Origin of the sequence: Salinicoccus halodurans (assembly GCF_900114445.1) — a bacterium.
Classification (GTDB): domain Bacteria; phylum Bacillota; class Bacilli; order Staphylococcales; family Salinicoccaceae; genus Salinicoccus; species Salinicoccus halodurans.
In genome coordinates, this window is record NZ_FOTB01000002.1 from 365017 (window position 1) to 390860 (window position 25844).

Sequence of the window (25844 nt, forward strand, 5' to 3'; positions counted from 1 at the left end):
CGCGGGGGGAAGCTCCGGGTGTTTCTATTTATCTGCTCCATACTCTGTGTTGTTTTACATCTTCGAGGAAACCATCGAGATCCTGTTCTATATCAGTGACACCCTTATCATCTTTTGTGAATGAAAGGACATCAAATATACTGGCGGAATCTATGCCGTAGCCGATGGCTTTTTTATGCTTATAGGTGATTTCCAGATTTTCGATTGCCGGAGCAGGTAATGGTTTCTGTCCGCTTATTACAATCATGGAATCAAAAAGGACGGAGTGGACAGTATCGAATGTTGCATCCAGCGTCGTGTTTCCGATTTTATATATCTTATCGGAGATGAAGCTGACCTGCAGTCCTTTTTCTTCAAGTTTGCTTTTAGTTTCTTTGAGCGTCTGTTCCGCCACATCAGGCATGACAATGACTCCGACTGTGCGTGTCTCAAGGGAGAATTTAGTGTTTTCCATGCTGAGTGCCGGAGAACTTTTTTCATACGTTGACTCTTCAACTTCAGGCGGTGCCTCAACGCCAACTTTATCAGCAACATATTCCGTCAGATCACGATCGATCTTGTTCAGAAGTTCGGATATTGCGAGTTTTCTTATTTCCATGTCACATTTTCCGAGCTCAAAGCTGAACGCATCATAAATATGCTGTTTTTCATGTTTGGACTGTGAGTTCAGGAACATCTTGGCCTGGCTGAAATGATCTTTGAAGCTGTCGCTTCGCGCCTGGACCTTTCGACCTTCGACTTTTTCATGATAATGCTCATAACCGCCTTCTTCAGGACTGACTGGCTCCGGTTGATTGTCATTCATATGGTTCTTGTGATGCGCTGTTTCGCCTTTGTGGATATACATTTGATTGTAGCCATCACGCTGGTTGTTTGCGAATGGACATACCGGCCGGTTGATCGGCAGCTGATGGAAGTTGGGCCCACCGAGACGGATCAGTTGGGTATCGGTATAGGAGAACAGTCTGCCCTGAAGCAGAGGATCGTTTGTAAAATCAATTCCCGGGACTACGCTTCCGGGGTGGAAAGCGACCTGCTCAGTCTCTGCAAAGAAGTTATCCACATTCTGATTCAGAGTCATCTTGCCGACAATCTGTACAGGTACATCTTCTTCCGGCCATAGTTTTGTCGGGTCCAAAATGTCGAAGTCCATATTGAATTCATCTTCTTCGTCAATGACCTGAAGTCCCAGTTCAAATACTGCAGGATTACCTTTTTCAATATTTTCCCACAGTGTTTGCCGGTTAAAATCAATATTTTTACCGTTTATCATCTGTGCTTCGTCCCACATCACCTGGTGCATACCGTCTTTTGGTTTCCAGTGGAATTTGACGAAATGGCTTTTGCCTTCTGCGTTGACAAGTCTGAACGTATGAACGCCAAAGCCTTCCATCATGCTGAAGCTTCTGGGTATGGCACGGTCGCTCATCAGCCACATCACCATATGTGCACTTTCTGTGTTGACGGAAACCCAGTCCCAGAATGTATTATGGGCGGAAGCTGCCTGAGGCATTTCATTGTGCGGCTCAGGCTTTACAGCGTGCACAAAATCCGGGAATTTAATTGCATCCTGCATGAAGAATACCGGCATATTGTTGGCAACCAGGTCGTAGTTCCCTTCATCGGTATAAAATTTTGTTGCAAACCCACGGACGTCACGGGGAATGTCCATTGAACCGCGGTTACCCGCGACAGTGGAGAATCTTACAAAAACGGGTGTCTTTTTGCCGGGATCAGTTAGGAAGTCAGCTTTCGTATATTTTTCCAATGATTCGTAAATTTCGAATTCACCGTGAACACCAAATCCGCGGGCATGTACCACACGTTCCGGAATCCTTTCATGGTCGAAATGCGTCATTTTTTCACGGAAATGGAAGTCCTCCATTAAAGTAGGTCCTCTTTCTCCGGCTTTCAGAGAAAATTCATCTTCGCTTACCGGCAGCCCCTGATTGGTTCTGAGTGCTGCCTTTTCAGTATTGTCAATCGTGTCCCTTTGATTCAGCTCGTCTTTCTTCTTACTCATTTCAATGCCCCCCTTGAAAGTTTATATAGTACTTTATATAGAACAAAGTAACATGGGTATATTCCTTTTGCATGTATTTGTGTTATACGGTTTTGCATAGCATTCAGGAGGGTATAAGAGAAGGTCCGGCTGATTTCATATCAGCCGGACCTTCTGCATTTACATGGTATTTATTACTTCTTTTGTTAAATCACTTTCCAAACCGCTGTGTTCCGTCAGGAAGCCTTCAATTCCTTTTTCAGAAATGAGACTGTTCATTTCAACCTGTTCGGGATCTTCTGTATTATCGAATTTCGTTGCATACATTACAAGCTTCGACAGTGCTTCATGATTTTCACCCTCGTTATGAAGATATACGAGAGGTTTGATGATGCGGTCGTTCGGACCGAGTTTCCTCATCACGCCCCGCCCGACACGGTTCAGATCATCGGAAAGGTGCGGATTCGTGAAACGTTTGATGATCTTATCAATGTAGTGCTCCTGTTCTTCGGCTGTAAAGTCATAGACAGCCGTGATGTAGTCCTGTGTTTCTGCAAGGACTTCATTTAAAAAGATTTGAACCTTGCTGTCGGTCATAGCCTCATATACTGTATCATAACCTAAAGTTCTGCCGTAATAGGCGATCGCAGCATGTCCAGTATTGACAGTGAACAGTTTTCTTTCGATATACGGCATCAGATCCTGTACATAGTTCGGACCTTCAAGCTTGTCTGTTCCTGCCCACTCTGTCTCTTCAATCACCCATTCATAGAAAGGTTCAACTTTGACATCCAGAATACGTTCGTTCTTTTGAATGGGTACGATGCGGTCCACTGCTGAATTCGGGAAGCCGATGTTTGAAGCGGTAAGTTTCCCGGTTTCATTTGTGATAGCCTCTTTAAGGGCGTCTGTCGCCATTACTGCATTTTCACAGGCAATGATGTTCAGCGGACGCGGATCTTCAAGCCGTTTGGCCAGGTGGGGCGTAATGCTTTTGGCGATGATCGGTAAAATATTTACGCCGACAGCCGTGGTAATGATATCTGCCTCCAGGACCGCCTGTTCCAGCTGCCCCGGATTATCCACTGTGTTGATGCCGCTCACCCCGGTGATATCATAGGAAGCGCCGTTTTCTTCAGCAATGTGTACAGTATAGCCTTTTTCAGCATTGAGTGCGTCGATGATTTCTTTATTGACATCCGCGAAAGTGATTTCGAATCCGTTATCGTGCAATACTTTACCGATAAATCCTCTGCCAATGTTTCCTGCACCAAAATGGACTGCTTTCATAATTACATATCCTCGTTTTCAAAGAGTGAGATGATTTCTTCGGCAGAAGTTGCATTGATTACTTTATCGGCATTCTCTTCTTCTGAGAAGATGACGGCAATTTTCTGAAGCATTTCCAGATGCTCATTTTCTTTACCTGCGATGCCGAGCACTACTTTCGCTTCGTTACCATCAAAATCGACACCGGCAGGAACCTGGACTAAAGAAAGACCACTTTCGATTACTGATGTTTTTCCTTCATCTGTACCGTGCGGAATCGCAAGACCGTTGCCCATGAATGTTGAGACCACTTCTTCACGTGCCAGCATGGAATCGATATAAGCCGGTTCAACAGCGCCCTGGTCAACAAGAATCTGACCGGCCTGTCTGATAACATCCTCTTTAGTTTCCGCACTTTGGTTCAATACGATATTTTCTTTCTTCAACATAATTCATCATTTCCTTCCTGTTACATAAATATTTTTAATGTAGTGTTTGAATAAATCATCCAGGGGAGACGGATTATCCAGCAGCCCGCCGATATTTTCATGGTGCTCACCGAGGAGCACACTGAATTCACTGATCAGATCTGTCACCAGTGAATTTTCCGGAACGAGCAGGATGACTTGAAAGTGGACTGTGACTTTCACATCATCGTAGTTCTTATCTGTGATGCCTGCTTCATTATGGATGAAAATCAGCTGATGCTCCCTGATCAGTGGAGATTTGATGTGCGGATATGAGAATCCGTCTTCACCAATGATGCTGCCTGTGAGTTTAAACCGTTCACCCAGTTGTTCTGTTACATCGCAGACTGTATTGTCATCCAGTGAAGTGTGTTCCTTGAGCACTTTATTTACGGAATCAATCGCCTCTGCCGCCTCCGCAGAGTGGACATAAGTCCGGTTAAGGTAGAGTTCGGATGCCTGGATCACCTGATCCGGATTGATCTGCGATATATCAGCATCCGGTCTGGAGGGGCTGTAATCATAAGTTGTAGAACCGATTTTCGAAATCGCTTCAGTGATTTTCTTCTCATCATGTTCATCGAGCAGCGGACTCACCAGAATGTAGTTGTCCATGTCGAGCGGAACAGTGCTCAGTACGAGTTCACTTCCGTGAATCTCAGTTTCGGAAAGCTCGGATATAGATAGTTCTTGCCGGATATATAAATTGTTAAACTTCGTCTTCAGCTGATTGGACAGGATTCTGCTTGTCCCGATTCCGCTTGAGCAGACAGTAGTGACCTCTATCCTGGGATTGGCATGGAGTATGCCGCCGAAATGGATCGTCAGAAAGCCGATTTCAGATTCATCCAGTTCCCTGCCATTAAAGTAATGGCGGAATTTTTCACCGACCACTTCAAAAAGTCCGGGATAGTTATCCTTGATTGTTTCGACGAGCGGATTGACGGTGATGATCCCTGAATCCATACGGTGAAGCATCGGTTCGATATGGAGGATCAGACCGTCTTTCAGTTCAGGATAGGCATAGAACGGATAATCCATCTCCCTGCTTACCTGGTCGATGAATGAAATGATCAGGTTTTCCAGTGAATCGGCACCGAGTGTACTCTGGGATTTCCTTTTGCTGCCTCTGAGGTGCATGGTTATGAAATAAACTTCCTCTTCCGGAAAAAGGATATCGAACTCATTCTGAAGCCTGTCCGTAAGTGCCCGGGAGACACCAAACTCCCGTGAATTCTTCAATTTTTCCTTCAACTCCGTTTTTATGGAGACATTCTGTTCATGTTCCGTACGGTCGATGGCAAGTACGATGTGCAGCGTCAGATTCAAATAGGCATTTTCCGTAAGCGTGTAGGGGAGGACGACCAGTTCATCCATCAGGAGACGTTCGACTTTAAATATATTGTCGGCTTCTAAAATCCCGATGACTTTATTGTTGACGAGTGAACTGAATACGAAGTTGTTCTCAATGACAGAGTAGATGCTGTTCGAATTCAATTCACTGATCATCATGCTGGCGAGGAAGTTCTGTTTGCTGAGTGCGTCACCCACAAGCTTTACGCCGATGGAACGGGTCTTTCTGATTTCAAGGCTGAATGCCTTGAGCTGGCTTTCCATCTGCAGGATCAATTCGTCCACAGTATGCTCACTCACACCGAGTTCGACAGCAAGAGCGCTTTTTTTAAGCCCTTCAGAATTGAGCAGAAGATTGTATACGAGCGCCACTTTCTTCTCTTCACCGCTTAAATCCTTATCTGCATTCTCTGTTATATACTTTGTCAATGCTTCAATCTCGAGCTGGGCCAGGTCCAGTTTGACGCCTTTTTTATATTCGCTGATCAGTTCGATGTTCAGTTTCCTAAGCGTATCTCTCACGTTTTTAAGTTCCCTGTGGACCGTCCGGGACGAGACGCCTAATTTTCCGGCGAGTTCCTTTATAAGCATAAAGGTGCCATTATGATATATTAGCTCGTTGATGATTTTTTTTTCCCGAGAACTGATCATAATGACACCCCTTTATATAATGCCTATTTAATTATTGGTGCTTTTTAAGTTCTTCCGTCAGCTCATCGTAGTGCGGGCTGTTGAGGAAGTTATCTACAGAAATATGCTTGGCGGCCGGCACTTTGTTCTCAGCACGTTCCGTCAGAACTTTTTGAGTGATGATGATGTCCTCGTCACCCTTAAGCTGATTGATCGCGGAGTTCGTAACATCAATATCAAGGCCTGCTTTTTTGAACTTATTCTTTAACATACCCGCACCCATGGCACTTGAACCCATGCCGGCGTCACATGCAAAGACGATTTTGTCGACTTTTGAGTAGTCAAAATCAGATGGTTCCGGTTGTGCCGGTTCTTCCGGTTCTCCAGCTGTTGCGCCGCTTTGCTGTTCATCCTGCAGGTCTGCAAGCAGTTCATCATATTTCGGACTGTTGAGGAAGTTGTCTACAGAAATATGCTTGGCAGTCGGGACTTTATTCTCAGCGCGTTCAGTCAGGGTTTTCTGTGTAATGATGATATCTTCATCGCCCTTGAGCTGATTGATCGCCGAGTTGGTCACTTCAATGTCGAGTCCTGCTTTTTTGAACTTGTTCTTAAGCATGCCCGCACCCATGGCGCTCGAGCCCATGCCGGCATCACATGCAAAGACGATCTTATCGACAGTGCTGTAATTGAATCCGGACTGGCTTGTTTCCACATTTTCAGTTTGAGTCAATGAGCCTGCAACTGAAGATTTCTTGCCTTTGGACTCTTCCATCTGTGCAGTTGCCGCTTCAAGACCGGCTTCGTCCTGCTGTTTGGAGAATTTCAGGATGAGTGAAGCAACGATGAATGAAACGAGTGTTGCCGCGATTATGCCAAGGAACATACTGAGGTACTCTCCTCTTGGAGTCATTGCGATATAAGCAAGGATGCTTCCTGGTGCAGGCGGTCCTGAGAGACCGAAGTCGAGCAGTGAGAATGTCAGGATACCTGACGCACCACCGAGGATTGCTGCGATGACCAGTGTCGGTTTCATCAAAATGTACGGGAAGTAGATTTCATGGATACCGCCGACAAACTGGATGATTGCAGCACCTGGTGCAGTCGCCCGTGCAGTCCCTTTTCCGAATATCATGTATGCAAGAAGGATACCGAACCCTGGCCCCGGGTTGGATTCCAGGGTGAAGAGGATTGAACGTCCGACTTCACGCACTTCTTCAGAAGCGAGCGGTGTAAGTACACCGTGGTTGATGGCATTGTTCAGGAACAGGACTTTCGCCGGTTCGATGAAAATGCTTGCGATAGGAAGCAGTCCTGCTGCAACGATCACATCGACTAATTTACCGAGCATTGCAGTAAGCCATGCAACGACGGGACCTATACCATAGTAGCCGAACAAGGCAAGGAAGAATGCAAGAAATCCTGCCGAGAAGTTGTTGACGAGCATCTCAAGTCCCTGGCGGGTCCTTGGTACGAGAACTTCATCGACTTTCTTCATCAGATAACCGCCGAGCGGCCCCATTACCATGGCGCCGAGAAGCATTGGCGAATCCGGAAAGGCTGCTATAACACCCATAGTGGCGGTCGCACCGACCACCCCTCCACGGACATCACTGATGAGCTTACCGCCTGTATATGCGATGAGCAGCGGCAGGAGATAGATAATCATCGGGTCGACCATGGTTGCAAGGTCCTCATTCGGGAACCAGCCGACATCAATGAACATCGCTGTAATAAGACCCCACGCGATGAAGGCTGCGATGTTCGGCATGATCATACTGCTCAGGAACGAACCGAACGCCTGTACTTTACGCGAAATGCCACTTTTCTTTTCTGACATGTCTGTCACCCCTTAAAATAAATTTATAAATATTTTATATATACTTTAATCATAGTCAGGGTATAGTACCATTACAATATAAACAAAATGCGAGTTTGGCAAAGAATTCATGACAAAATGTACTTTAATATGAATTTCACTTAATTCATCGCATAAGAATGATATAATTTACATAAAAGAGGTGGCAACATGTTCGAATACCAGTCCGCTTATAAACAGAACGCTTCCGGTCTGCATGGAAAAACGTTCTGGTTTACGGTACTGACATTTATTTTAATTTATGCAGCATTTCTGGCGGTGGCGATTGTACTGATGATTCCCGCGGCATTCTTTGATTCCGGGTGGGTAGTATTATGGATCTTCCCGATGTTTCTGATCATGATTCTGTTTTCCATTTTCGCAGTGTATCCGGTCGGCATAGGTGTACTCCGATTCTTCGCAAGTGCCTACAGGCAGAAGGATTACACTTATAAGGAAGTATTCACTGCGTTTAAGAAGGGGAATTACAGCAAGATAATCAAACTGAGTCTGATCGTCCTGCTCACATATATCATTTTTTCTTTCGTCTACGGCTTTCTGATCCAATTCCTGTTCATGGCGATCAACATGCCGCTGATTGCACTTGGAGAGAGCATGGCCGGCGGAGGCGGTATATCAGGCGGACAGATCGGCCTGATAATCGGACTCGTTCTGCTGAACCTGCTTGTAATCGTCATTTCCTATATACCCTATATACTGATCGGCATATACATGTTCCTCATATTCATGGTATATATCGACCAGCCTGTGATACCCACCCTGGATAAGCTTAAGATCGCCTGGGATGTCATGTTCAGGGCAGGCGGTGGCCTGATCAGACTGATTATCAGCAACTTCCTGCTGCTGCTCATCCCGTCGGTGCTCTATATTGTTCTGATCAGCGCGGCTGTCGGAATCAGCTTCATGGCCGGTACTTCCGAATCATTGGGTATTCTGCTGATCATTTTGACTGTCGTCGCTTTTCTGCTCACTATCGCAGCATTCTGCTATGTCATGTATTATATGACGGGAAGTCTCACAGCATATTACTTCAAATGCCGTGACGAACTGGACAGAAGGTACAGCGAACAGCACGCCCGTCCTGCAGAGGAAAATCATCATGAAATGACTGCTCAGGATGAAAATGATGGTTTGAGACCACTCTGACTAAAGCGCGCGCAAAGTTTTTTTGAAAGGTTGGAACTTATGTTCCAACCTTTTTTAATGCTTTGAAAACAATTGATTTAAGAGTAAACTTGTTATAATACATGAAAAGAGGTGGTAGAGTGAGTGAAAATACCAAAGGAATACTTTTCGCACTCGGGGCATACATAATATGGGGCTTTCTTCCCATCTACTGGAAACAGATTGAACATATATCGCCGTATGAAATCATTGCGCACAGGGTTTTCTGGTCATTCATATTCATGATCGTCTTCATCATTGTGACCAACAGGCTGCTTCTTTTCAAAAAGGATCTGAAATTCATATTTAAAGATAAGAAAAAAGTGGCAGCTTTGTTCTTCGCTTCCTGTGTCATCACTTCAAACTGGCTCGTTTATATCATCGCGGTGAACACCGGCCACATTTTGGATGCCAGTCTGGGATATTATATCAACCCGCTGATCAGCATACTGTTCGGTCTTGTACTGCTTGGTGAACGCTTTTCCAAAATCCAGTGGGGGGCAATAATCATCGTGTTTGCAGGAGTCACATACCTCGCGGTCGGACTCGGTGCAGCACCGTGGATTTCCCTTTATCTGGCTACATCATTCAGCGTGTACGGCCTGATTAAAAAAGTGGTCAACCTGGATGCGATTTTTGCGCTCGCGGTTGAGACCTTTGTACTGGCACCCTTTGCGCTGGTTTATATATTTTTCCTTGAAGGGAGCGGACAGGGGAACTTCGGTCTCAATATCGACAGCCTGATCATGATGGGCACGGGAGTTGCCACGGCAATTCCGCTCTTACTGTTTGCACTGGGGGCACAAAGGATAAGACTGTCACTTATCGGTTTCCTCCAGTATTTTGCACCGACGATCATGCTGATTATTGGCGTGTTCATGTATGATGAGTCATTTACCGACATCCACAAAGTGGCCTATATCCTCATCTGGAGCGGGCTTCTCCTTTATACAATCAGCCGTTTCCTCCAGACGCGCAGACAATCGGCGAAAAACGCACGGCGACGCGTATCCGGTTGACTTATCATTAGTTATAGAAGATGAAACGTGTTATGATTTATGGACAATTTGAGGTGTAAGGAGTAAGAGGAAATGAAGGTTTCAAAATATATACTGGCCGCATTGACCGCTTCGTTCATATTTGCCGGATGTTCGGAGGCCGATGAGGCCGGGGATAATATAAATGAAACATCAGGAAACACAGCAAGTGAAGTAGATAAATATGATGACGAACAGTCTGCAAAAGAGAAAGTATCGAATATTGAAGCCACGGACGATGAATCGCTGAATGCTGTGATCGAACGTTCGAAAGATATAAACAGCTACCAGGCACTTCTGAACCTTGAAGGCAAAGCCAACGATTCCCGGCCGGAAGTCCTTGAAGCGGATGTCCGCTTCAAGGAAGGCGAGGGAGGCGGACCGCCTGCGCTCCATTTGAAATCTGAGGGGAAGGACAGGACTTTTTCCAAAAATGGTGAGACGTTCTACCATAATGGTACAGACTGGGTGGATATTTCTGACTCGGCGGGTGCACGGCATCTCTATCAAGTGACCTACAATAATGCGGTTCTGTCGTTTGCAGGCATCAAAGACCAGCTTGAAAAAGAAGAAGATGGGGATACGATCATCTACAGCTATGACGGGGAAAGCAAAAAAGTGTTTGAAACATTCAAGCAGCTGCTTGCGGATAACTTCGGCAACATCAATATTTCTACGATAGACAACAAACTGGAAATAGAAGTGGACGCAAAAGAGAATCTGATAAAAGAAGTGGATTATGAAGCGCATGGCAATACCGACAATGGATCATTTGAATTAACGGGCGATGTCGAATTCAAATCATTCAACAATATAGGGGAGATAGAAATTCCTGAAGAAGCCAGGAATTAATCTGCAGCAGGGCAAGTACTTCTTGTCCTGTTTTTATATTTTTGATTAATATTTAAAAATTATTAAAAAACAGTTTAAATTTAAATTGAGTATGTTTAAATAATATGAAAGGGGTTGAATAAAAAGTGGCAGAAAATAATCATTTTTATAATCTGTTCAATTTAAATGAATCATTAACAAACTTATCAATGAGGCATTGGAATAAGACATTCGGTGAAGATGTTTCATTGACACAGCTTATCGTTTTAAATGAACTTCAGACATTCGGCAGAATGACACAGAACGAATTGGCTGAAAAGATGGTGATCTCAAAAGGGGCAGTCAGTCAGATTATTAAAAACCTGGAGAACAAAGAACTTGTAACTAGAGAAGTGGAAGAAACAGACAGAAGAAACAGATTCCTGGTGATTGAAGAAAAGGGACTGGAGACAATCAGCCGTGCAGAGAAGCATGCTGAAGCACTGAGGGAAGAGTATATGGACCTGATTCCCGAAGAAGAATTGACTAATTATCTGAACACACAGCGGAAATTCACGGATTACTTAAAATCACATATATAGCAGGAAAAGGCGATTCTCCCGGAATCGCCTTTTTAATTCTTATGAAGAGATTTTTCTTTTATTCTCAACAATCATTCCTATGATCAGAAAAGCAATGGTATAGAGTGCCACCACGAGCATCGGGAAGGCTGATTCACTCCATGTGATATCAGCTTCGGCATAAATTTGAGTGAAGTGGTAGAGAGGAAGGTACTGGGCGATATTCTGCGCAGTTTCTCCCATCACTTCAAGGGGCATCATGACCCCCGAGAGGAATGCCATGCCGATTGCGATGAAGTTTGCGAGCCCGTTGATGATGAATTTGTTGGTTGTAAGTGCACCGATCACATAATGGATCGATAATGTGAATGCGGTAATCAGGATGAGTGCCGCAAGCATTTTACCGAGCGGCACACCGGAGAGCTCACCTGACCGCAGTGCAACTGCACCGAAGAACATGAATGCGACGACAACCAGTCCAACGACAATCTGGGAGATGATCATCTGATACATGAAAGTGCCTGTTTTCATCGGTGAGACGTTGATCCTCTGCTTGAGTTCCGGAGAATTGAACTCTGACATGACATTTCCCACAATAATCAAGAGGAACAGCATGATCCAGTACCCGGCGAAGTTAGTGTAGTTTTTCATATAATCAAAGTTGCTCTGTGCCTCAACATCCACGGATTCATGGATTTTTACATCTATGCTCTCTGAGAGAAGTTCTATGGTTTCATTCGGATGAAGTGTCCCGGTTGTATCAAAGTCAGCCTTCAGGAACATGAAATACTGCTGGATTGCGGTCTGCAGCTGCAGATGCTTTGAAGTTCTCCGGTCGCTTGTGGTCTCCACTACTGGATCACCGTCCATGAATCTGGGTTGTGCATCCGGAGGAATGATGATGAACCCGTCAATGGCACTTAAAAATATCTCTTCCTCAAGTGCCTCAATATCCGTTTTCTCTTCGTTTATGATTTCGGCTTCATTATTCACATTCAAGTATTCAATCAATCCGCGGCTGATGTCCGATTGACTGTGATCGATGACTTTCAGTCTCAGGGATTCTGAATTGTAATTGTCACTGCTGTTGCCCTGGGAAAACATGATCGCAAAACCGAAGAATGCAGCGAGTAAAATGAGTATCAAAATTTTATACTTCCAAAAATGGAGGAGAATTCCCTTAAATACTGTCATATTGTTTCCTCCTCAGTGAAAGTAATGTAATTCCAAAAAAGATGGCTGCATATGCTGCGAGCGTGCCGATGGTCATCCAGTAGTCACTATAGTTTCCGAGAAAATTTATTTTGTACATAGTATCTGTCAGCCTTGCAAGAGGGTTGAGGGTATTTACCCATGCAAAGTTATTTACAATGATCACTTTGATGTAAGGACCCATGAGCCCTGAAAGTGCAGAAAGACCGATGATGAATATTACAGAAATCGTCGTTTTCATACCGGCATTGATTTTCGGGATGAGACCGATGAGGAGCCCCAGGCCGATGCCTGTAAGATTGGCGATGAGGAGAAGGAAAAGTGTCGGCCATAACTCTGTAAACAGGTTGATTTTGTAAAGGTTGATGATGACAGTCAGTATGATGATGTTCGTAACCAGGTTGAGCAGCAGGGCGCCCAACACACTGGATAACAGGAATTTGACCTTACTGTATGGACTGGCTGCGAATCTCGCACCCATCGGATCGAGATTCGGCTGCATGGAGGACATGAATTCGATGCCTGAGAACATCCCGTAAAAAGCAATCATGGCAATCAGCGAATAGAAGAGTACAGCCTCCGGCTGTGCCTCCTGGCTGTTCTCCTCGATGAACTGTGCTTCAAAATCATAGTTTTCATAAGGGATGCCCGCGACGTTGATTTTTTCTATCTGGTTGAGTACCATTTCAAGTACGGTCTGATTGAACCCTGTTTCAGTAACCAGAAGATCATTATCACCGTGTATATAACCGGCGATTTCCCCTTCTTTCATTCCTCTGACGGCTTCTTCCTCAGTCATATTTGTCATATTGATGAAATCGATCTCTTCAATCACTTCACCGATTTCCTGACCTTTCTGGATGCCGATGTCTATATCCTCAAGTTCCCCGCTTGTCATGTTTGCCGTAGTCATGATGAATAATCCAGTGAGCAGGAGCGGATAGCACAGTGTCCAAAACCAGAAGCCAAAATCTTTAAAATTGATGCTGACCAGATAAAAGGTCATCCGGATCATATTCATCAGTCTCTCAACTCCTTGCCCGTAAGTTCCAGGAAGATATCGCTCAATGTGGACCTTTCACTCGTGAGTTCTGTGTAGGTCAGATCATTGGATTCTATGAATTTGATGAGATTCGGCAGGTTGTTTTCCTGTGTTTCAAAATGGATGAGATAATTGCCATTCTTGCTGCTCACTTTCACGACATGCGGCAATTCTTCAAGCCGCTTCTTCATGTCCTGGTCTTCTGTCAGAAATCCGACTTCCACACGTTCCTGGGTGGAAATGGACTTTTGCAGCTGACTGACTGTACCCTGTGCGATGCTCCGTCCCTGATCCATGATTACCATGCGGTCGCACAGCTGCTCTGCTTCTTCCAGGTAGTGGGTTGTATAGATGACGGTCGTTCCCTTTGCCTTCATTTTTTTAATGCCTTCCAGGATGAAGTGCCTGCTCTGTGCATCGACTGCGACTGTGGGTTCGTCCATGAAGAGGAGCTCGGGTTTGTGTGCAATGCCGCAGGCAATATTCAGACGGCGCTTCAGGCCACCGCTCAGCTTTCCGGGTGTGAACTTCCGGTATTTCTCAAGATCTACAAAATCGATCGCTTCCTCTACAAGTTTCTTTCGTTCTTTGTTGTCACTGACATAAAGCCCGCAATAGAAATCAATATTCTCGTATACATTCAATTTATCGAAAATGGCAAGTTCCTGCGGCACGATGCCGATGCGCCGCTTGACCGTATTATTGTTGGAATCGACTTTTTCACCGAAAATCTCTATCTCCCCGCTGTCAAAAGTGAGCAGTGAAAGCATGCAGTTGATGGCTGTCGTCTTTCCGCAGCCATTGGGGCCGAGCAGCCCGACAATCTCTCCGTCTCTTGCGGTGAATGAAAAATGATCCAGTGCAATCAGATCATTGTACCTTTTGACGACTCCGTCCATCATGATCATATTGGTTCCCCCTCGTTTAATCTTTGTTACATTAAGTTTATACTGTTATTAAAGTGACTGTTAGTGTATAAAATAATGATAAAGGGTGACAGATGTCATGAAATCGGGGTGAGGGCATGAGGATAATCATAGAAAAGCTGATTCTGTACTTCATACTGACGGCTTTCTACTTTGTGGACACGGGCCAGGCAAGTCTGATTGTTGCACTGCTTTCCTTCATATTATTCTTCTCTGTGGATTTGTTCAGCCGCCGGTTCACCATCCTCGTCATCAGCGGAATATTTGTTGTGAACATCATTCTTCATCCCGGCTGGAGCTATTATGTGCCGCTGCTCAGTTTTTCAGTCGCCGGCCGTTACAGGGGATGGTCTTTGGTGACATTCATATTTTATCTGGCGGCTCCGAAGATTTCATTGATCGTGCTGTCGGCCATCGTCATCTACATGGTTTATCTGAGGGATATGATGGCAGGTTTCAAACAGGAGAATAAAAAGATCCGGGACCAGCTGACGAACGATAACCTGCTGCTCAGAAAGCAGCATAATGAGCTGCTGAAGAACCACGAGAAGGATATTCATATGGCGGGACTGAATGAAAGGAACAGAATTGCCCGTGACATGCATGATGCACTTGGCCATTCATTGAGCAGCAGCATACTTCTGATCGAGTCGCTGCAGTATGTCAGGGACGAGGAGAAAATAAAAGAATCATTGAGTTTATTACAACGCAGGCTGAAGTCGGGGATGGATGATATCAGGATGAGCATCCATCATCTGTATGAAACCTCAATCGATCTAGAAACGAGAATTGAAGACTATACAAACGAGATGGACGGGTTTGATGTGAATTTTTATTATGACGTTGATATGGACATCGGTCATGAAGTGAGGATAGATATCCTGTCCATAGTCAAAGAATCTCTCACAAATATCAAGAAACACTCGGACGCTTCCGGTGTGGGTATCTTTATAAAGGAAAAGAATGACTTCCTGACAATATCAATCAAGGATGACGGAACAATGGAACCACGGAAAACGAAAGGTATGGGGCTTTTGTCTATGCAGGAAACCGTGGCGAAATACAGCGGCATCTTCAATACGTTCTATGATGAAGGATTTACCGTCCATATTACATTATACAAGGAGGGAATCAGGTGATGGATATAGTCATTGTCGATGATGATGCATTGGTTGTGAGTGCACTGCAGACGATATTGGAGGGTTCCGGACACACTGTTCTGGCGACGGGGGACAGCGGGGAAGAAGCAATCGATCTGTATCACAGGCACAAACCGGACCTTCTTATGACGGATATAAGAATGACAGGGATGACCGGACTTGAGGCGAGCAGGAAAATCCTTGCGGAAGACGAAAAAGCGAACATACTGCTGATTACCACATTCAAAGATGATGAGTACATACATGAAGCGCTCAAAATCGGCTGCAGAGGATATCTGCTCAAAGACAATTTCAAAGGGATACTGCCTGCAATCCAGGCAGTCGGGTCCGGAAATATGGTTTTTGACAGTGATATCGTAAAAAGCATGTCCACCAGATCCCATTTCAAAGCACTGGCGGAACTCTCACCGAGAGAGCAGGAAATACTGGCACAGGTTGCTGAAGGTATGAGCAACAGGGAAATAGCGGAGAAACTGTACCTGAGCGAGGGGACGGTGCGGAATTATATCTCGCAGATGCTGACCAAGCTTGATCTGAGGGACCGGACACAGCTTGCCGTGTACTATTATAAAAATTAGAAACAGGATGCCGCGGGCGGGTATTTTTTGGTATGCGGTTTTTTATTCGTAGGCGTGATTTCGCCTTTTCGGATACACGGCCGCAATTCTACGCCCTGCCAACACAGAAAAGGACGGACACTCCAATTATACAGGAGCTTTCCGTCCTTTTTCGTCGCTTTTAATGAAAACTTTCTGTTACGCGCCTGCATCGTTCTCTGAATCCAGTGAAACCGTTGATGCCGTTACGTCAGTTCCGGCCAATACCCCCGGTTTGCTTCTATAAGATCATCAAGTATGTCTTTTGCCACGGATGCACTTGGTACCGTCCTGGACAGTATCAAAGCCTGCCAAAGTTTGTGGTACGATTTTTCTTCGAAAGCCCCCACTACCAGTTTTTCTACACCTGCCTGCTGTTCCATCAATGATTTCTGGAACTGCGGAATTTCACCGACAACCAGTTTTTCAGGTCCTTTGCTGCCGACGATACATGGGATTTCAACCATTGCTGCCGGATCGAAATTCAAGATGGCACCGTTATTTTCAACAATCATGAGCATCCTTTCTTTCGTATTGAATGCAATTGCTTTGGCAAGGTCTACGATGTAGGATGCATGCTCATCAATCGTCAGGGCTGTATCTGCCGCCGTGCCTTTATCGATGATTGCCTGACACTCACTGAAGATGAATTTCTCTCTGCCTTCCATCACTTCGTTGGCACGTGTGTGTTCCGGATCTGCATTTGACACTTCGTAGTCAGGGAAGAAGTAGTATTTCAAATAAGTGTTCGGTATCGTTGAAGGGTCAAGGGCCTGGATATCTTTCGCTTTCTTCAGTGTACTGTTCCAGCTTGCCTGCTGTTCAAGTTCTGAACTGCCATCGGTCGCATATCCATTTTCACTTACATGCTGGATGACCTGCGGCATGAGAGTATTCCCCTCTTTATCGCGGATATCAGTCCACCATCCGAAATGGTTCAGACCATAATAGTCGACTTCAAATTCTTTGCGTGAAGAGAGGCCCAGATTTTTGGCAATCAGCTCTTCAATCCCGATCGGCATGTCACAGATGTTCAGAATTTTGGAATCCGGTCGGAGTCTGCGTGTAGCTTCAGCAACTATCGCAGCGGGATTGGAGTAGTTGAGCATCCAGGCATCGGGCGAATACTTTTCCATATAATCAACAAGTTCGAGTACAGCCGGGATGGAGCGCATGCCGTAGGCGATGCCTCCCGGACCGCATGTTTCCTGACCGAGCACACCATGTTTCAATGGTATTTTTTCATCCTGTTCCCGCATCGCATACTTGCCGACTCTTATATGGGCCATGACGAAATCAACATCAGTGAAAGCTTCTTCAGGATCAGTGCCGGCAGTCAAAGTCACGCCAGGGGCACGTTCTTCCAATAAGATGCGGCATGCATCCGCAATTGTCTTCTGTCTATCCTCATCGTTGTCATAAAGTTTGATCGTATCAATCGGAAATTCATCAAGATAGTCAAGCAGCATCAAAATGATACCAGGTGTAAAAGTGCTGCCGCCGCCTGCGATTGTAATGTTGAATTTTTTCATTGTAAATTCCTCCTGTAAATTTTATTAGACCAGTCCTTCAAAATACTCTCTGACCTGCGGGACGCTGAGCCCCACGATCACCTGCACGCTCGTGCCGCTTATTGCGATTCCATGTGCCATCTGTCCACTCGTAAAGTAGTCGTTGCCTTTTACCTGGCCGGGATCGTTGACCGTCACCCGCAGCCGTGTTGCACAATTGGTCACATCTTTGATATTTTCTTTACCACCCAATCCATCCAAATAGTAGAGGGCTTTATCTTCATATTCATTGCCGGAACTTTCCGCGGCAACAAGAGGCTCGCCTTTTTTCATATCCTGATAATCTTTTTTGGTGTACAATTTCGTATCTTCACCAGATTTTCGCCCCGGGAGCGGGATATCGAATTTTTCAATCAGTATTTTAAATGTGAAGAAATAGATCGCCGTAAAGATCAGTCCGATGACAACCTGGACGATGTAGGTATTGCCATGACTCGCAGCAAGCGGAATCCAGTTGATTGCTGCAATATCTATCAGACCGCCGCCCATGAGGCCGACGACACCGAACATGTTCATGATTACTATCATTGTTGCACCAAGAAGGGCATGAATCAAAAACAGGAAGGGTGCTATGAACAGGAATGTAAATTCCAAAGGCTCTGTAATGCCGGCAAATACAGCCGTTGCTGTTGCGGGCAGTACAAGTGCCAGCATCTTTTTTCTATTCTCTTTAGGTGTGGAGAAATACATGGCAAGACCGATTCCCAGACAACTGAATATTTTAATATTACCCTGGAGCAGGAATCCATAGGGATACAGCTCTTTGAGCGGTGCATCAGAACTGCTGTACTCGGCTAAGTTGGCAATCCAATGCGGTTTCAGTCCTTCATTAACTGCAGCAGGTCCAAACTCGAATGGTGTATATATGAAGTGATGCAGCCCTGTCGGAATCAATATCCTCTCAAGAAAATGGAATATCCACACGCCTATATATCCGGACTGCAGCATGATGTCCTGCAGGGAAGCGATGCCGGTCTGCACATAGGGCCATATGAACGCCACCAGGAATGCCAGCGGAATCATCAGGAAGAACCCGATGACCACAACGAACGACAGACCCTGGAAAATCCCAAGCACTTCAGGCAGTTTGGTATCGTAGAAATTGTTGTGGATCCAGATGACGATGGCGGATATCAAAATCGCTCCGATGATGTTCGTATCCAGAGTGGCGATGCCGGCAATCTCTTTGACACCCGTCAGATTCTCCACGCCCTGTGACAGATCGACGCCGAAAGTTTCCGGCCATAGTGTAAGTATCGTATTGATATAGTTGTTGAATACCAGATAGATCATCAATGCAGCCAATGTTGCTCTTGCCTGGGCTTTTTTCGCAAGTGAAATCGGCAGTCCGATGACAAATGCAAGCTCCATATGATCGAATATCGTCCAGCCGCCGCTTTCGATGATCGACCAGATGTTGTGCCACATCGTGCCTTCTGCAGCGATGTCTCCCATGATATTCGGATTTTTAAATAAAGTCGCAAGACCTACGACAATCCCGAAGAAGGCAAAAAGCAGAACAGGAACAATCATGGCGCTTCCAAATCGTTTAACAGCATTCATGGGCAAAACTCCTTTTATTCATCTTATTGAACACTCTAAAGGAAGCGATTTCATTTTCCAATACGTTTGACTTATTTAGAAATAGAATAGTACGATATGATTATATTTACATTTGACGGAAATATTTTCACAAAGGACAGGGGATGCGGAAAATGGTTTTGGACAAGCTTGTAAATCAATATTACGGGATATTGAGTGATAATGATCTGTATATGATCAAAGTCATCCACGACAACATAGATAAAATGAGAGTGATGAAAATACAGGAACTGGCAGAGTTATCCCACACATCCATCTCATCGATACACCGGCTGGCGAAGAAACTTGGATTCGACGGCTACAGTGACTTGAAATCATATATCAAATTGAATGATGCGCAGGGAGAAGAGGCGCAGGATTTGATGGAGCTGCTTGATCACGACATACAACAGACATTGAAGCACCTGGATCAGCTGAACTTTGAAAAACTCAACCGAATGATAGACGAGGCACCCTTTATTTATATTTATGGCACAGGGACAGCGCAGCTGGAAGTTGCAAACGATGTGCAGCGTCAGCTCTTATCTCTTTACAAGCGGTCGATGGTATTGAAAAATGAACGGGAACTGATGAATGGGATTGAACAGTTAACAGAAGGGGAGCTTTTGTTGATCATATCCTTATCCGGTGAGACGAAAAACTTCGGGGAGATAATCCATCTGATCAAAGCGAGAAATATACAGTACATCAGTGTGACGACATTGAAGGATAATCTTCTTGCGCAAAATGCGATGTTCAACATATACGTAAACAGTACACCGTTTCATCTTTTCAACGGTATAAATAATTCCAGTTTCCTGCCTTATCATATCGTCTTCGATGTGATCTTAAGGAAGTTCAGCAACTGGAAGAAGGAAAACACCCCTGAGACTGATTCATGAGTCAATCTCAGGGTGTTTTCCGTCCGGAATCATTCAGCTCAGTGGTGTGAGATAAGTCTCTATGAAGTCCCGCTGCTCCTCGAGTCTTGGCGGGAGTGAAAGGTTTTCTCCGAGTGTCTGCAGAGATTCGTCCGTATCGAATCCGGGGCCGTCTGTTGAGAGTTCGATTGTTATGCCGCCAGCGCTCTGTATATAGACAGCTTTGAAATAATAGCGGTCGACGATTCCTGAATTCGGCCACTTTTCCGCATTCAGCTTCTCAAGCATTTTTTGCAGATGTTCCTCATCCTCGACCCTCAGGGAGAAGTGGTGGACGCTGCCGTATCCTTCTTTTTCGATCCGGCTGTCTCTTTGTTCCACTATATAGACGGAATCTCCGCCGACTCTGACTTCAGCTTCTGTACTTTCGCCGGTAATATCACCCCGGGCTTTTCCGCCGAGCAGTTCGAGGAGCTGCAGTGCGGCCTTCAGATATTGTACAGTGATTTCCACGGCACCGATTGAAGTGATGGCAAATTTTTTTGGGATTTCAGCCGTTGAATTGGGTTCGGAGCCGCTGTATTCCGGATCTACCATGAGGCCGAGCCGCTGTTTTTCATGGTCCTCAAAAATCATGGAAGTATGGCCGTAGCGCTCTACGAAACCTTCATGATACACGCCTTTTTCATCGAAGCGTTTTCTGAAGAATTCCAGTGCTTCCATTGAAGGGACTCTGAATATGGTTCTTGAGATGCTGTTGGTGCCCGGCTGGAATTTCGGGGCATTGAAGATTTCAAAAAAAGTGATATCCGTGCCCGGAGTACCTTTATAATCTGCATAGAATAGGTGATACATGCCGGTATCATCCTGATTGACTGTCTTCTTGACGAGTCTCAGCCCCAATATATTTGTATAGAAATCGTGATTATCCAATATTTCCTTCGTGATGGACGATACATGGTGGATGCCTTTTACTGTCATGGTTATCGCTCCTTAATATCAATTACTATCAGTATATAATAGAGATGGGTTAAACTCTAATAAAGGAGGACGATCTTACATGGAACATCTGTTTATAAAAGGCAAGAATGGCAGTGATCGCACTTTGATACTGTTCCACGGCACAGGCGGGAGGGAAACGGACCTGCTTGAAGTGGCGACGATGGTGAATGGTTCCGCAAATGTACTTGCCCTGCGCGGCGCAGTGGACGAAAATGGGCAGACGAGATATTTCAAGAGGATCTCTTTCCATGAATATGATCAGGAGAGCCTGAAAGAGGAGGGGCGCAGAACCGCCTCCAAGATAGAGGAGCTCGCATCCGTTTATGGCCTGGATCTGAGTAAAGCTGTCTACATCGGGTATTCCAATGGAGCGAATATGGCAGCATATCTCATGCTTAACCATGAAATTCCTGTCGCCGGTGGATTGTTCCTGCATCCGGCATACAGGAGCGAACTGATCAGAAAAGATATACTTCTTGAAAACAGCGTGCTGATTACCGCAGGGGCAAGAGATATGATGGCAACTGCGGGCGAGGCGTATGAATTAAAAAAGCACCTCGAGTTAAAAGGTGCATCAGTGGAAGTCAAGCTGACGGACGGAGGCCATGAGATTGTCTCTGAAGAGCTCATGGAAGGTCACGTTTGGTATTTGAAAGTGGAAAATATGATGGATGATCTATAAGTATTCGGCCCTTAAGTACTTTTCGAGGCCGTCTTCATCACATGTATGATCGGTGACATCAAAGGCGGCCGACTTGATGGCCTCATCCGCGTTTTTCATAGCAGTAGCTTTCCCGGCCTTTTCAAACAAAGGCAGATCATTCATGGAGTCACCGACTGCATGGACATCCTCAAAATCGATATGGTAATGTTCCAACAGAGCCTTGATGCCCGTGGCCTTATCCTTCCCTTTCTTCATCACTTCGGCGTTATGGACGCTTGTCGTATAAAGTGCATAATCAGCCGTCTCCTGATTTTTCTGCAGGAAATCGTACCAGGCCCGTATCTTTTCTTCATCAATGCTGAAAAAGAAGATTTTGACAACATCCTCATAGGGGAGGGCGTCGACCCATTGTGCCTCATTTTCCAGGCTGTTTTCGGTAAAGTCGATTTCAAATGCCTTCAGTGACGCCGGTCTCTTCAATTTAAAATCCCTGATTGTGTATTCCTTATCCTGGAGATGTGTACGGGAAGAGTTCTCCAGTGTATGCACTTCATAATAGATTTCACGTTTTCTGGCTTCTTCAATCATTCTCTCAACTGTATCCGGACTGAATGAAGTGGATTCAATCTGGAAACCCCCGGCATATACACCCATGCCGCTTGCAGCGACATATCCGTCGAGCGGGCAGTGATCGGGTGTTATGCTCTGTATTTCGTGGCTTGTTCTTCCTGTTGCGAAAAATATATACATTCCCTTCTCCTTCAGTTCTGCGAGCGTATCGGATAAAGTAAGCGGGAATTCTGCTCTATGGTCGAGTATTGTACCGTCCATATCCAGGGCAAGTGCTTTCATGTTTCCAGTCTCCTCATTAAAATATAAGTGATTGCGTAATAATAAATGCCGTAAACCGAATTAATGTGTTAAAATATTCAATATTATTTATTATTATAAATGGGTGATATTATGACACAATGGGGCTTGAAAAAGCCGATAATGGACGGCCTGACTATTGGTATGGGCTATTTGCCGGTGGCTGTCGCTTTCGGAATCACTGCAAAACCGCTCATTTCCCTTTTTGACACCACTCTGATGAGCATCATGGTCTACGGGGGAGCCAGCCAGTTTCTCGTACTGCAGATGCTGAACACGAGCGGAGCTGCAGCGATTGTTATGGCAGTATTCATACTTAATTCTAGACATTTTGTCATGGCTTTTAAAGTGAATTATGATTTAAGGCACGAATCTTTTATAAAACGGCTGATTTTATCCTCATACGTCACTGATGAATCGTTCGCAGTCACTGCAAACACAGACCCGCCGGGAAGAGCTTTTCCGAAATACTTTGTCACTTTCATCATCGCATACCTTTTCTGGGTGATCTTCTCGGCAGTCGGATACGTGGCGGGTGACTGGATGAGTGATTCATGGACGATTGCGAGCGGCATCGCTCTTTATGCACTGTTTATCGCACTTCTGATTCCGGCGGTGCGTGTACATTATAAATACGGGCTTGTTGCAGTCTCCGGGATGCTCTTTCATGGAATACTGAGTGTCATTCCGATGGTGCCGTCGGGTTTCGCCATCATCATCGCGATGCTGCTTGCGGCTCTCATGGGTGTTTTAATCGACAGAATGGGGGCATCCGAATGACGTTTCTGATCATCTTTTTATTTTTGGCGACAATCGTCACCCGTATCCTTCCTGCATTTTTCGTCACCAGACTGTCTTTACCGGAATGGCTTGTTACATATTTAAACTATATACCTTATGCCGCACTCGGGGTCCTGATTTTTCCGGGGATTCTGACGGCAGTGGAGCGTCCTGTATACGGAATCCTCGGCGCAATATTTGCCGCGGTACTGTCATTTTTGAAAATCCCGCTGTTCTTTATCGTCCTGGGCTCCATTGTATTTGTATATCTGATCATGCTGTAGGAGGAAAATGTTATGAGCGGCTTCATCTTCATATTCATGAATGTCATACTGCCGATCGGCATCATAGTATCCGTCGGCTATGTCGTCCAGCTCAAATACAGGCTGGACCGGGGGACGCTGGCAAAACTTGCGATACATTATGTGATGCCGGCCTTCATATTCATGAGCCTGTATGAATCAGACATCGATTTTTCACTGCTTTTCAAAATCATACTTTTCCTGGGACTCTATGCATTCGTAACATTTGTGATCACCCGCTTCATTGCGAAGTTCATCGGATTGGACAAGGGACAGAGCATCCTTTTTACAAACTCAAACTTGTTTTATAATGCCGGGAACTACGGTGTCCCGGTCAATGATCTGGTCTTCAGGAGCGATCCGTACGCGATGAGTGTGCAGGTCATCATGGTTGTGTTCCAGAACATGCTTGCCTACTCATACGGCATATTCTCCCTGAGTGCGGAAAATTCAGGGAGGGCGAGGGCCATGCTGGGATACTTCAGAATGCCGATCTTCTATGGTCTTGCGCTCGGGCTGATCTTCAATTACTTTGAAATCGGCGTACCGGCACCCGTCGGTTCCGCACTGGATTACATGCGTAACGCAATGATCGGGCTGGTCCTTTTCATACTTGGAGCCCAGATTGCGGGCATAAAGTTCAGGCGGCTCAGGTTCAGTGCATTTACAGCAAGTCTGACGCGGCTCGTGATTGGTCCGGCTGTGGCATTCATGATGCTTTTATTATTCGGCGTCGAAGGAATCACCGCCCAGGCCATACTGATCACGTCTGCCATGCCGGCAGCTGTCAACAGTTCGATCATTGCCCAGCAATACAGCGATGATCCGGAGTATGCCGCGGAGATTGTCATGATGAGTACACTTTTAAGTACAGTCACGGTGTCCCTTGTCATCTATGTGGCACTGCACATGTTCTGATGATTTATCAAAACCACCTCTGTTATGGTAAAATGGATGGAAGATAAACGGAACGAAGGAGATTTCCACTATGGCAAATATTAATGAATATTTGAATGTGTACAATGTGAGTGATCTGAAGCAGATGGCGCGGACGCTGTCGGTGAAGCAATTTTCCAAACTGAAAAAAGATGAACTGATCGACGCAATTGCGAAAAAGCAGGAGCAGCCGGAAACGGCAGCTTATGCTTTTTGCTACATCGATGAAGCATCTTTTAAAAACTGGGAAGCGGCAGCAGGGGATAAAAAAGAAAACTACTACAGACTCGAAGAGATCTTCGGTCTCTACATCATGGGTTATGCATTTGAAGAGATGGAACAGGAGGACCGGTACTTCATTACAGAAACGGTGCAACGTCTTTTCAGCGAAGTCGATACCGGCGAGAACAGAGAAAAGCGCATTGCAGTCCAGAGGAAACTGAATCTGATCCGGGCCTCTCTCCACCTGTATGGCATAGTGAGTTTCAAACAGCTGATCCACCTCTTCAAAAAATACTACGGCATGGATATTACAACCGAAGAAATCACAGACTTCCTTGAAGCGTCTCCGTATGACATCACAATCGATCAGGAAAACGAGGAGATAATCATAGACGACATGAACGATGCCCAGTATAATATGGTGCGTAAACTGCAGGGGGACCGTCCTTACTATGAGCCTGAGTTTGCTAAATTCATCAAGTTCAGCGATCCGAATTTCATTGATGAATCCGAGTACCATACTGAATTGAAGAAATGGATCTCAAAAAAAGTGGATGTATCAAAAACGCAGTTGCATGATGCATATATTTCCCTGCTCCGGCTGATCATGAAAGGCGCGAAACAGGATGAGGTGGTACAGTACCTGATATCTCTCGGTGTGGAATTCGAAGATGCGGAAGAACAGCGTGAATTCTTCGGGAATATTGCAGGTATTGTGACTAATACGAGACATTTCAAATATCGTGGCCATAAGGAAACAGAGCTTAAAACCAAGACTGTCGTCAAGGAGATCAAAGTAGGCAGAAATGATCCCTGTCCATGCGGCAGCGGGAAAAAATACAAAAAATGCTGCGGAGCATAGAATTTATAAAGCCCTGTTGAGTGTTGCAGGGCTTTATTTATATCA

At 45.3% G+C, this 25844-nt stretch carries 24 protein-coding genes; 12 read left to right on the top strand and 12 right to left on the bottom strand.

Annotated features, from left to right (window positions below; genetic code table 11):
* Window positions 1-28 precede the first annotated feature (28 nt).
* From BM271_RS06070 to BM271_RS06090, 5 genes are all read right to left on the bottom strand, one after another.
* On the bottom strand, window positions 29-2023 hold the full coding sequence (locus BM271_RS06070) for a catalase (RefSeq protein ID WP_046791031.1): 1995 nt from the start codon (window positions 2021-2023) through the stop codon (window positions 29-31).
* 159 nt (window positions 2024-2182) lie between these two features.
* On the bottom strand, window positions 2183-3292 hold the full coding sequence (locus tag BM271_RS06075; RefSeq protein WP_046791030.1) for a mannitol-1-phosphate 5-dehydrogenase: 1110 nt from the start codon (window positions 3290-3292) through the stop codon (window positions 2183-2185).
* Between the two features lie 2 nt (window positions 3293-3294).
* Window positions 3295-3720, bottom strand: a complete 426-nt coding sequence (locus BM271_RS06080; protein ID WP_046791029.1) for a PTS mannitol transporter subunit IIA — start codon at window positions 3718-3720, stop codon at window positions 3295-3297.
* Between the two features lie 6 nt (window positions 3721-3726).
* Window positions 3727-5742 carry a BglG family transcription antiterminator gene (locus tag BM271_RS06085; RefSeq protein ID WP_046791028.1) on the bottom strand — a complete coding sequence of 672 codons (2016 nt, stop codon included), beginning with the start codon at window positions 5740-5742 and terminating at the stop codon, window positions 3727-3729.
* Window positions 5743-5773: 31 nt separating this feature from the next.
* A complete protein-coding gene (locus tag BM271_RS06090) occupies window positions 5774-7561 on the bottom strand; it encodes a PTS mannitol transporter subunit IIBC (protein ID WP_046791027.1) in 1788 nt (595 codons plus the stop codon).
* 189 nt (window positions 7562-7750) lie between these two features.
* Between BM271_RS06090 and BM271_RS06095 the strand changes: the two genes are divergently transcribed.
* From BM271_RS06095 to BM271_RS06110, 4 genes are all read left to right on the top strand, one after another.
* Window positions 7751-8746 (top strand): hypothetical protein, encoded by a 996-nt coding sequence (locus BM271_RS06095; protein ID WP_046791026.1) that lies wholly within the window; start codon window positions 7751-7753, stop codon window positions 8744-8746.
* Window positions 8747-8865: 119 nt separating this feature from the next.
* Complete coding sequence (gene rarD / locus BM271_RS06100) at window positions 8866-9783, top strand: EamA family transporter RarD (protein ID WP_046791025.1); 918 nt, start codon at window positions 8866-8868, stop codon at window positions 9781-9783.
* A gap of 72 nt (window positions 9784-9855) precedes the next feature.
* Window positions 9856-10653, top strand: coding sequence for a DUF6612 family protein (locus BM271_RS06105; RefSeq protein WP_046791024.1), 798 nt, complete (start codon window positions 9856-9858; stop codon window positions 10651-10653).
* A 125-nt stretch (window positions 10654-10778) separates the two neighbouring features.
* Window positions 10779-11213 (top strand): MarR family winged helix-turn-helix transcriptional regulator, encoded by a 435-nt coding sequence (locus BM271_RS06110; protein WP_046791023.1) that lies wholly within the window; start codon window positions 10779-10781, stop codon window positions 11211-11213.
* Between the two features lie 39 nt (window positions 11214-11252).
* On the opposite strand, the gene BM271_RS06115 is transcribed toward BM271_RS06110, so the two are convergent.
* The 3 genes from BM271_RS06115 to BM271_RS06125 are packed head-to-tail and all read right to left on the bottom strand — an operon-like array spanning window position 11253 to window position 14354.
* Window positions 11253-12386, bottom strand: coding sequence for an ABC transporter permease (locus tag BM271_RS06115; protein ID WP_046791022.1), 1134 nt, complete (start codon window positions 12384-12386; stop codon window positions 11253-11255).
* Window positions 12373-13425, bottom strand: coding sequence for an ABC transporter permease (locus BM271_RS06120; RefSeq protein WP_046791021.1), 1053 nt, complete (start codon window positions 13423-13425; stop codon window positions 12373-12375). The genes BM271_RS06115 and BM271_RS06120 overlap by 14 nt, the downstream gene beginning before the upstream one ends.
* Window positions 13425-14354: an ABC transporter ATP-binding protein gene (locus BM271_RS06125; RefSeq protein ID WP_046791020.1), complete on the bottom strand. Its 930-nt coding sequence runs from the start codon at window positions 14352-14354 to the stop codon at window positions 13425-13427. The genes BM271_RS06120 and BM271_RS06125 overlap by 1 nt, the downstream gene beginning before the upstream one ends.
* A 116-nt stretch (window positions 14355-14470) precedes the next feature.
* Between BM271_RS06125 and BM271_RS06130 the strand changes: the two genes are divergently transcribed.
* Together BM271_RS06130 and BM271_RS06135 are read left to right on the top strand one after the other, a co-directional pair.
* The gene (locus BM271_RS06130) at window positions 14471-15511 is read left to right on the top strand and encodes a sensor histidine kinase (RefSeq protein WP_046791019.1); all 1041 of its coding nucleotides are present in this window, start codon (window positions 14471-14473) and stop codon (window positions 15509-15511) included.
* Complete coding sequence (locus BM271_RS06135) at window positions 15511-16110, top strand: response regulator (protein WP_046791018.1); 600 nt, start codon at window positions 15511-15513, stop codon at window positions 16108-16110. Before BM271_RS06130 ends, BM271_RS06135 begins: the two co-directional genes overlap by 1 nt.
* 224 nt (window positions 16111-16334) lie before the next feature.
* On the opposite strand, the gene BM271_RS06140 is transcribed toward BM271_RS06135, so the two are convergent.
* Window positions 16335-17660, bottom strand: a complete 1326-nt coding sequence (locus tag BM271_RS06140; protein ID WP_046791017.1) for a 6-phospho-alpha-glucosidase — start codon at window positions 17658-17660, stop codon at window positions 16335-16337.
* 24 nt (window positions 17661-17684) lie between these two features.
* Window positions 17685-19262 carry an alpha-glucoside-specific PTS transporter subunit IIBC gene (locus BM271_RS06145; protein WP_046791016.1) on the bottom strand — a complete coding sequence of 526 codons (1578 nt, stop codon included), beginning with the start codon at window positions 19260-19262 and terminating at the stop codon, window positions 17685-17687.
* Between the two features lie 152 nt (window positions 19263-19414).
* On the opposite strand from BM271_RS06145, the gene BM271_RS06150 reads away from it, so the two are divergent.
* Window positions 19415-20182: a MurR/RpiR family transcriptional regulator gene (locus tag BM271_RS06150; protein ID WP_046791015.1), complete on the top strand. Its 768-nt coding sequence runs from the start codon at window positions 19415-19417 to the stop codon at window positions 20180-20182.
* A gap of 33 nt (window positions 20183-20215) precedes the next feature.
* Here the strand turns inward: BM271_RS06150 and BM271_RS06155 are convergent, their stop codons facing one another.
* Window positions 20216-21142, bottom strand: a complete 927-nt coding sequence (locus BM271_RS06155; RefSeq protein WP_046791014.1) for a VOC family protein — start codon at window positions 21140-21142, stop codon at window positions 20216-20218.
* A 79-nt stretch (window positions 21143-21221) separates the two neighbouring features.
* On the opposite strand from BM271_RS06155, the gene BM271_RS06160 reads away from it, so the two are divergent.
* Window positions 21222-21845: an alpha/beta hydrolase gene (locus BM271_RS06160; protein WP_046791013.1), complete on the top strand. Its 624-nt coding sequence runs from the start codon at window positions 21222-21224 to the stop codon at window positions 21843-21845.
* Here BM271_RS06160 and BM271_RS06165 read toward each other — a convergent pair.
* A complete protein-coding gene (locus BM271_RS06165; protein ID WP_046791012.1) occupies window positions 21840-22679 on the bottom strand; it encodes a Cof-type HAD-IIB family hydrolase in 840 nt (279 codons plus the stop codon). The genes BM271_RS06160 and BM271_RS06165 overlap by 6 nt on opposite strands.
* Before the next feature lie 126 nt (window positions 22680-22805).
* Here BM271_RS06165 and BM271_RS06170 point away from each other — a divergent pair, with 126 nt between their 5' ends.
* The 4 genes from BM271_RS06170 (at window position 22806) to BM271_RS06185 (ending at window position 25799) form a co-directional block, all read left to right on the top strand.
* Window positions 22806-23477, top strand: coding sequence for an AzlC family ABC transporter permease (locus tag BM271_RS06170; protein ID WP_159430859.1), 672 nt, complete (start codon window positions 22806-22808; stop codon window positions 23475-23477).
* On the top strand, window positions 23474-23761 hold the full coding sequence (locus BM271_RS06175) for an AzlD domain-containing protein (RefSeq protein WP_046791010.1): 288 nt from the start codon (window positions 23474-23476) through the stop codon (window positions 23759-23761). Before BM271_RS06170 ends, BM271_RS06175 begins: the two co-directional genes overlap by 4 nt.
* A 12-nt stretch (window positions 23762-23773) precedes the next feature.
* Window positions 23774-24697 (top strand): AEC family transporter, encoded by a 924-nt coding sequence (locus BM271_RS06180; protein ID WP_046791009.1) that lies wholly within the window; start codon window positions 23774-23776, stop codon window positions 24695-24697.
* 70 nt (window positions 24698-24767) lie between these two features.
* Window positions 24768-25799, top strand: a complete 1032-nt coding sequence (locus BM271_RS06185; RefSeq protein ID WP_046791008.1) for an SEC-C metal-binding domain-containing protein — start codon at window positions 24768-24770, stop codon at window positions 25797-25799.
* Window positions 25800-25844 lie beyond the last annotated feature (45 nt).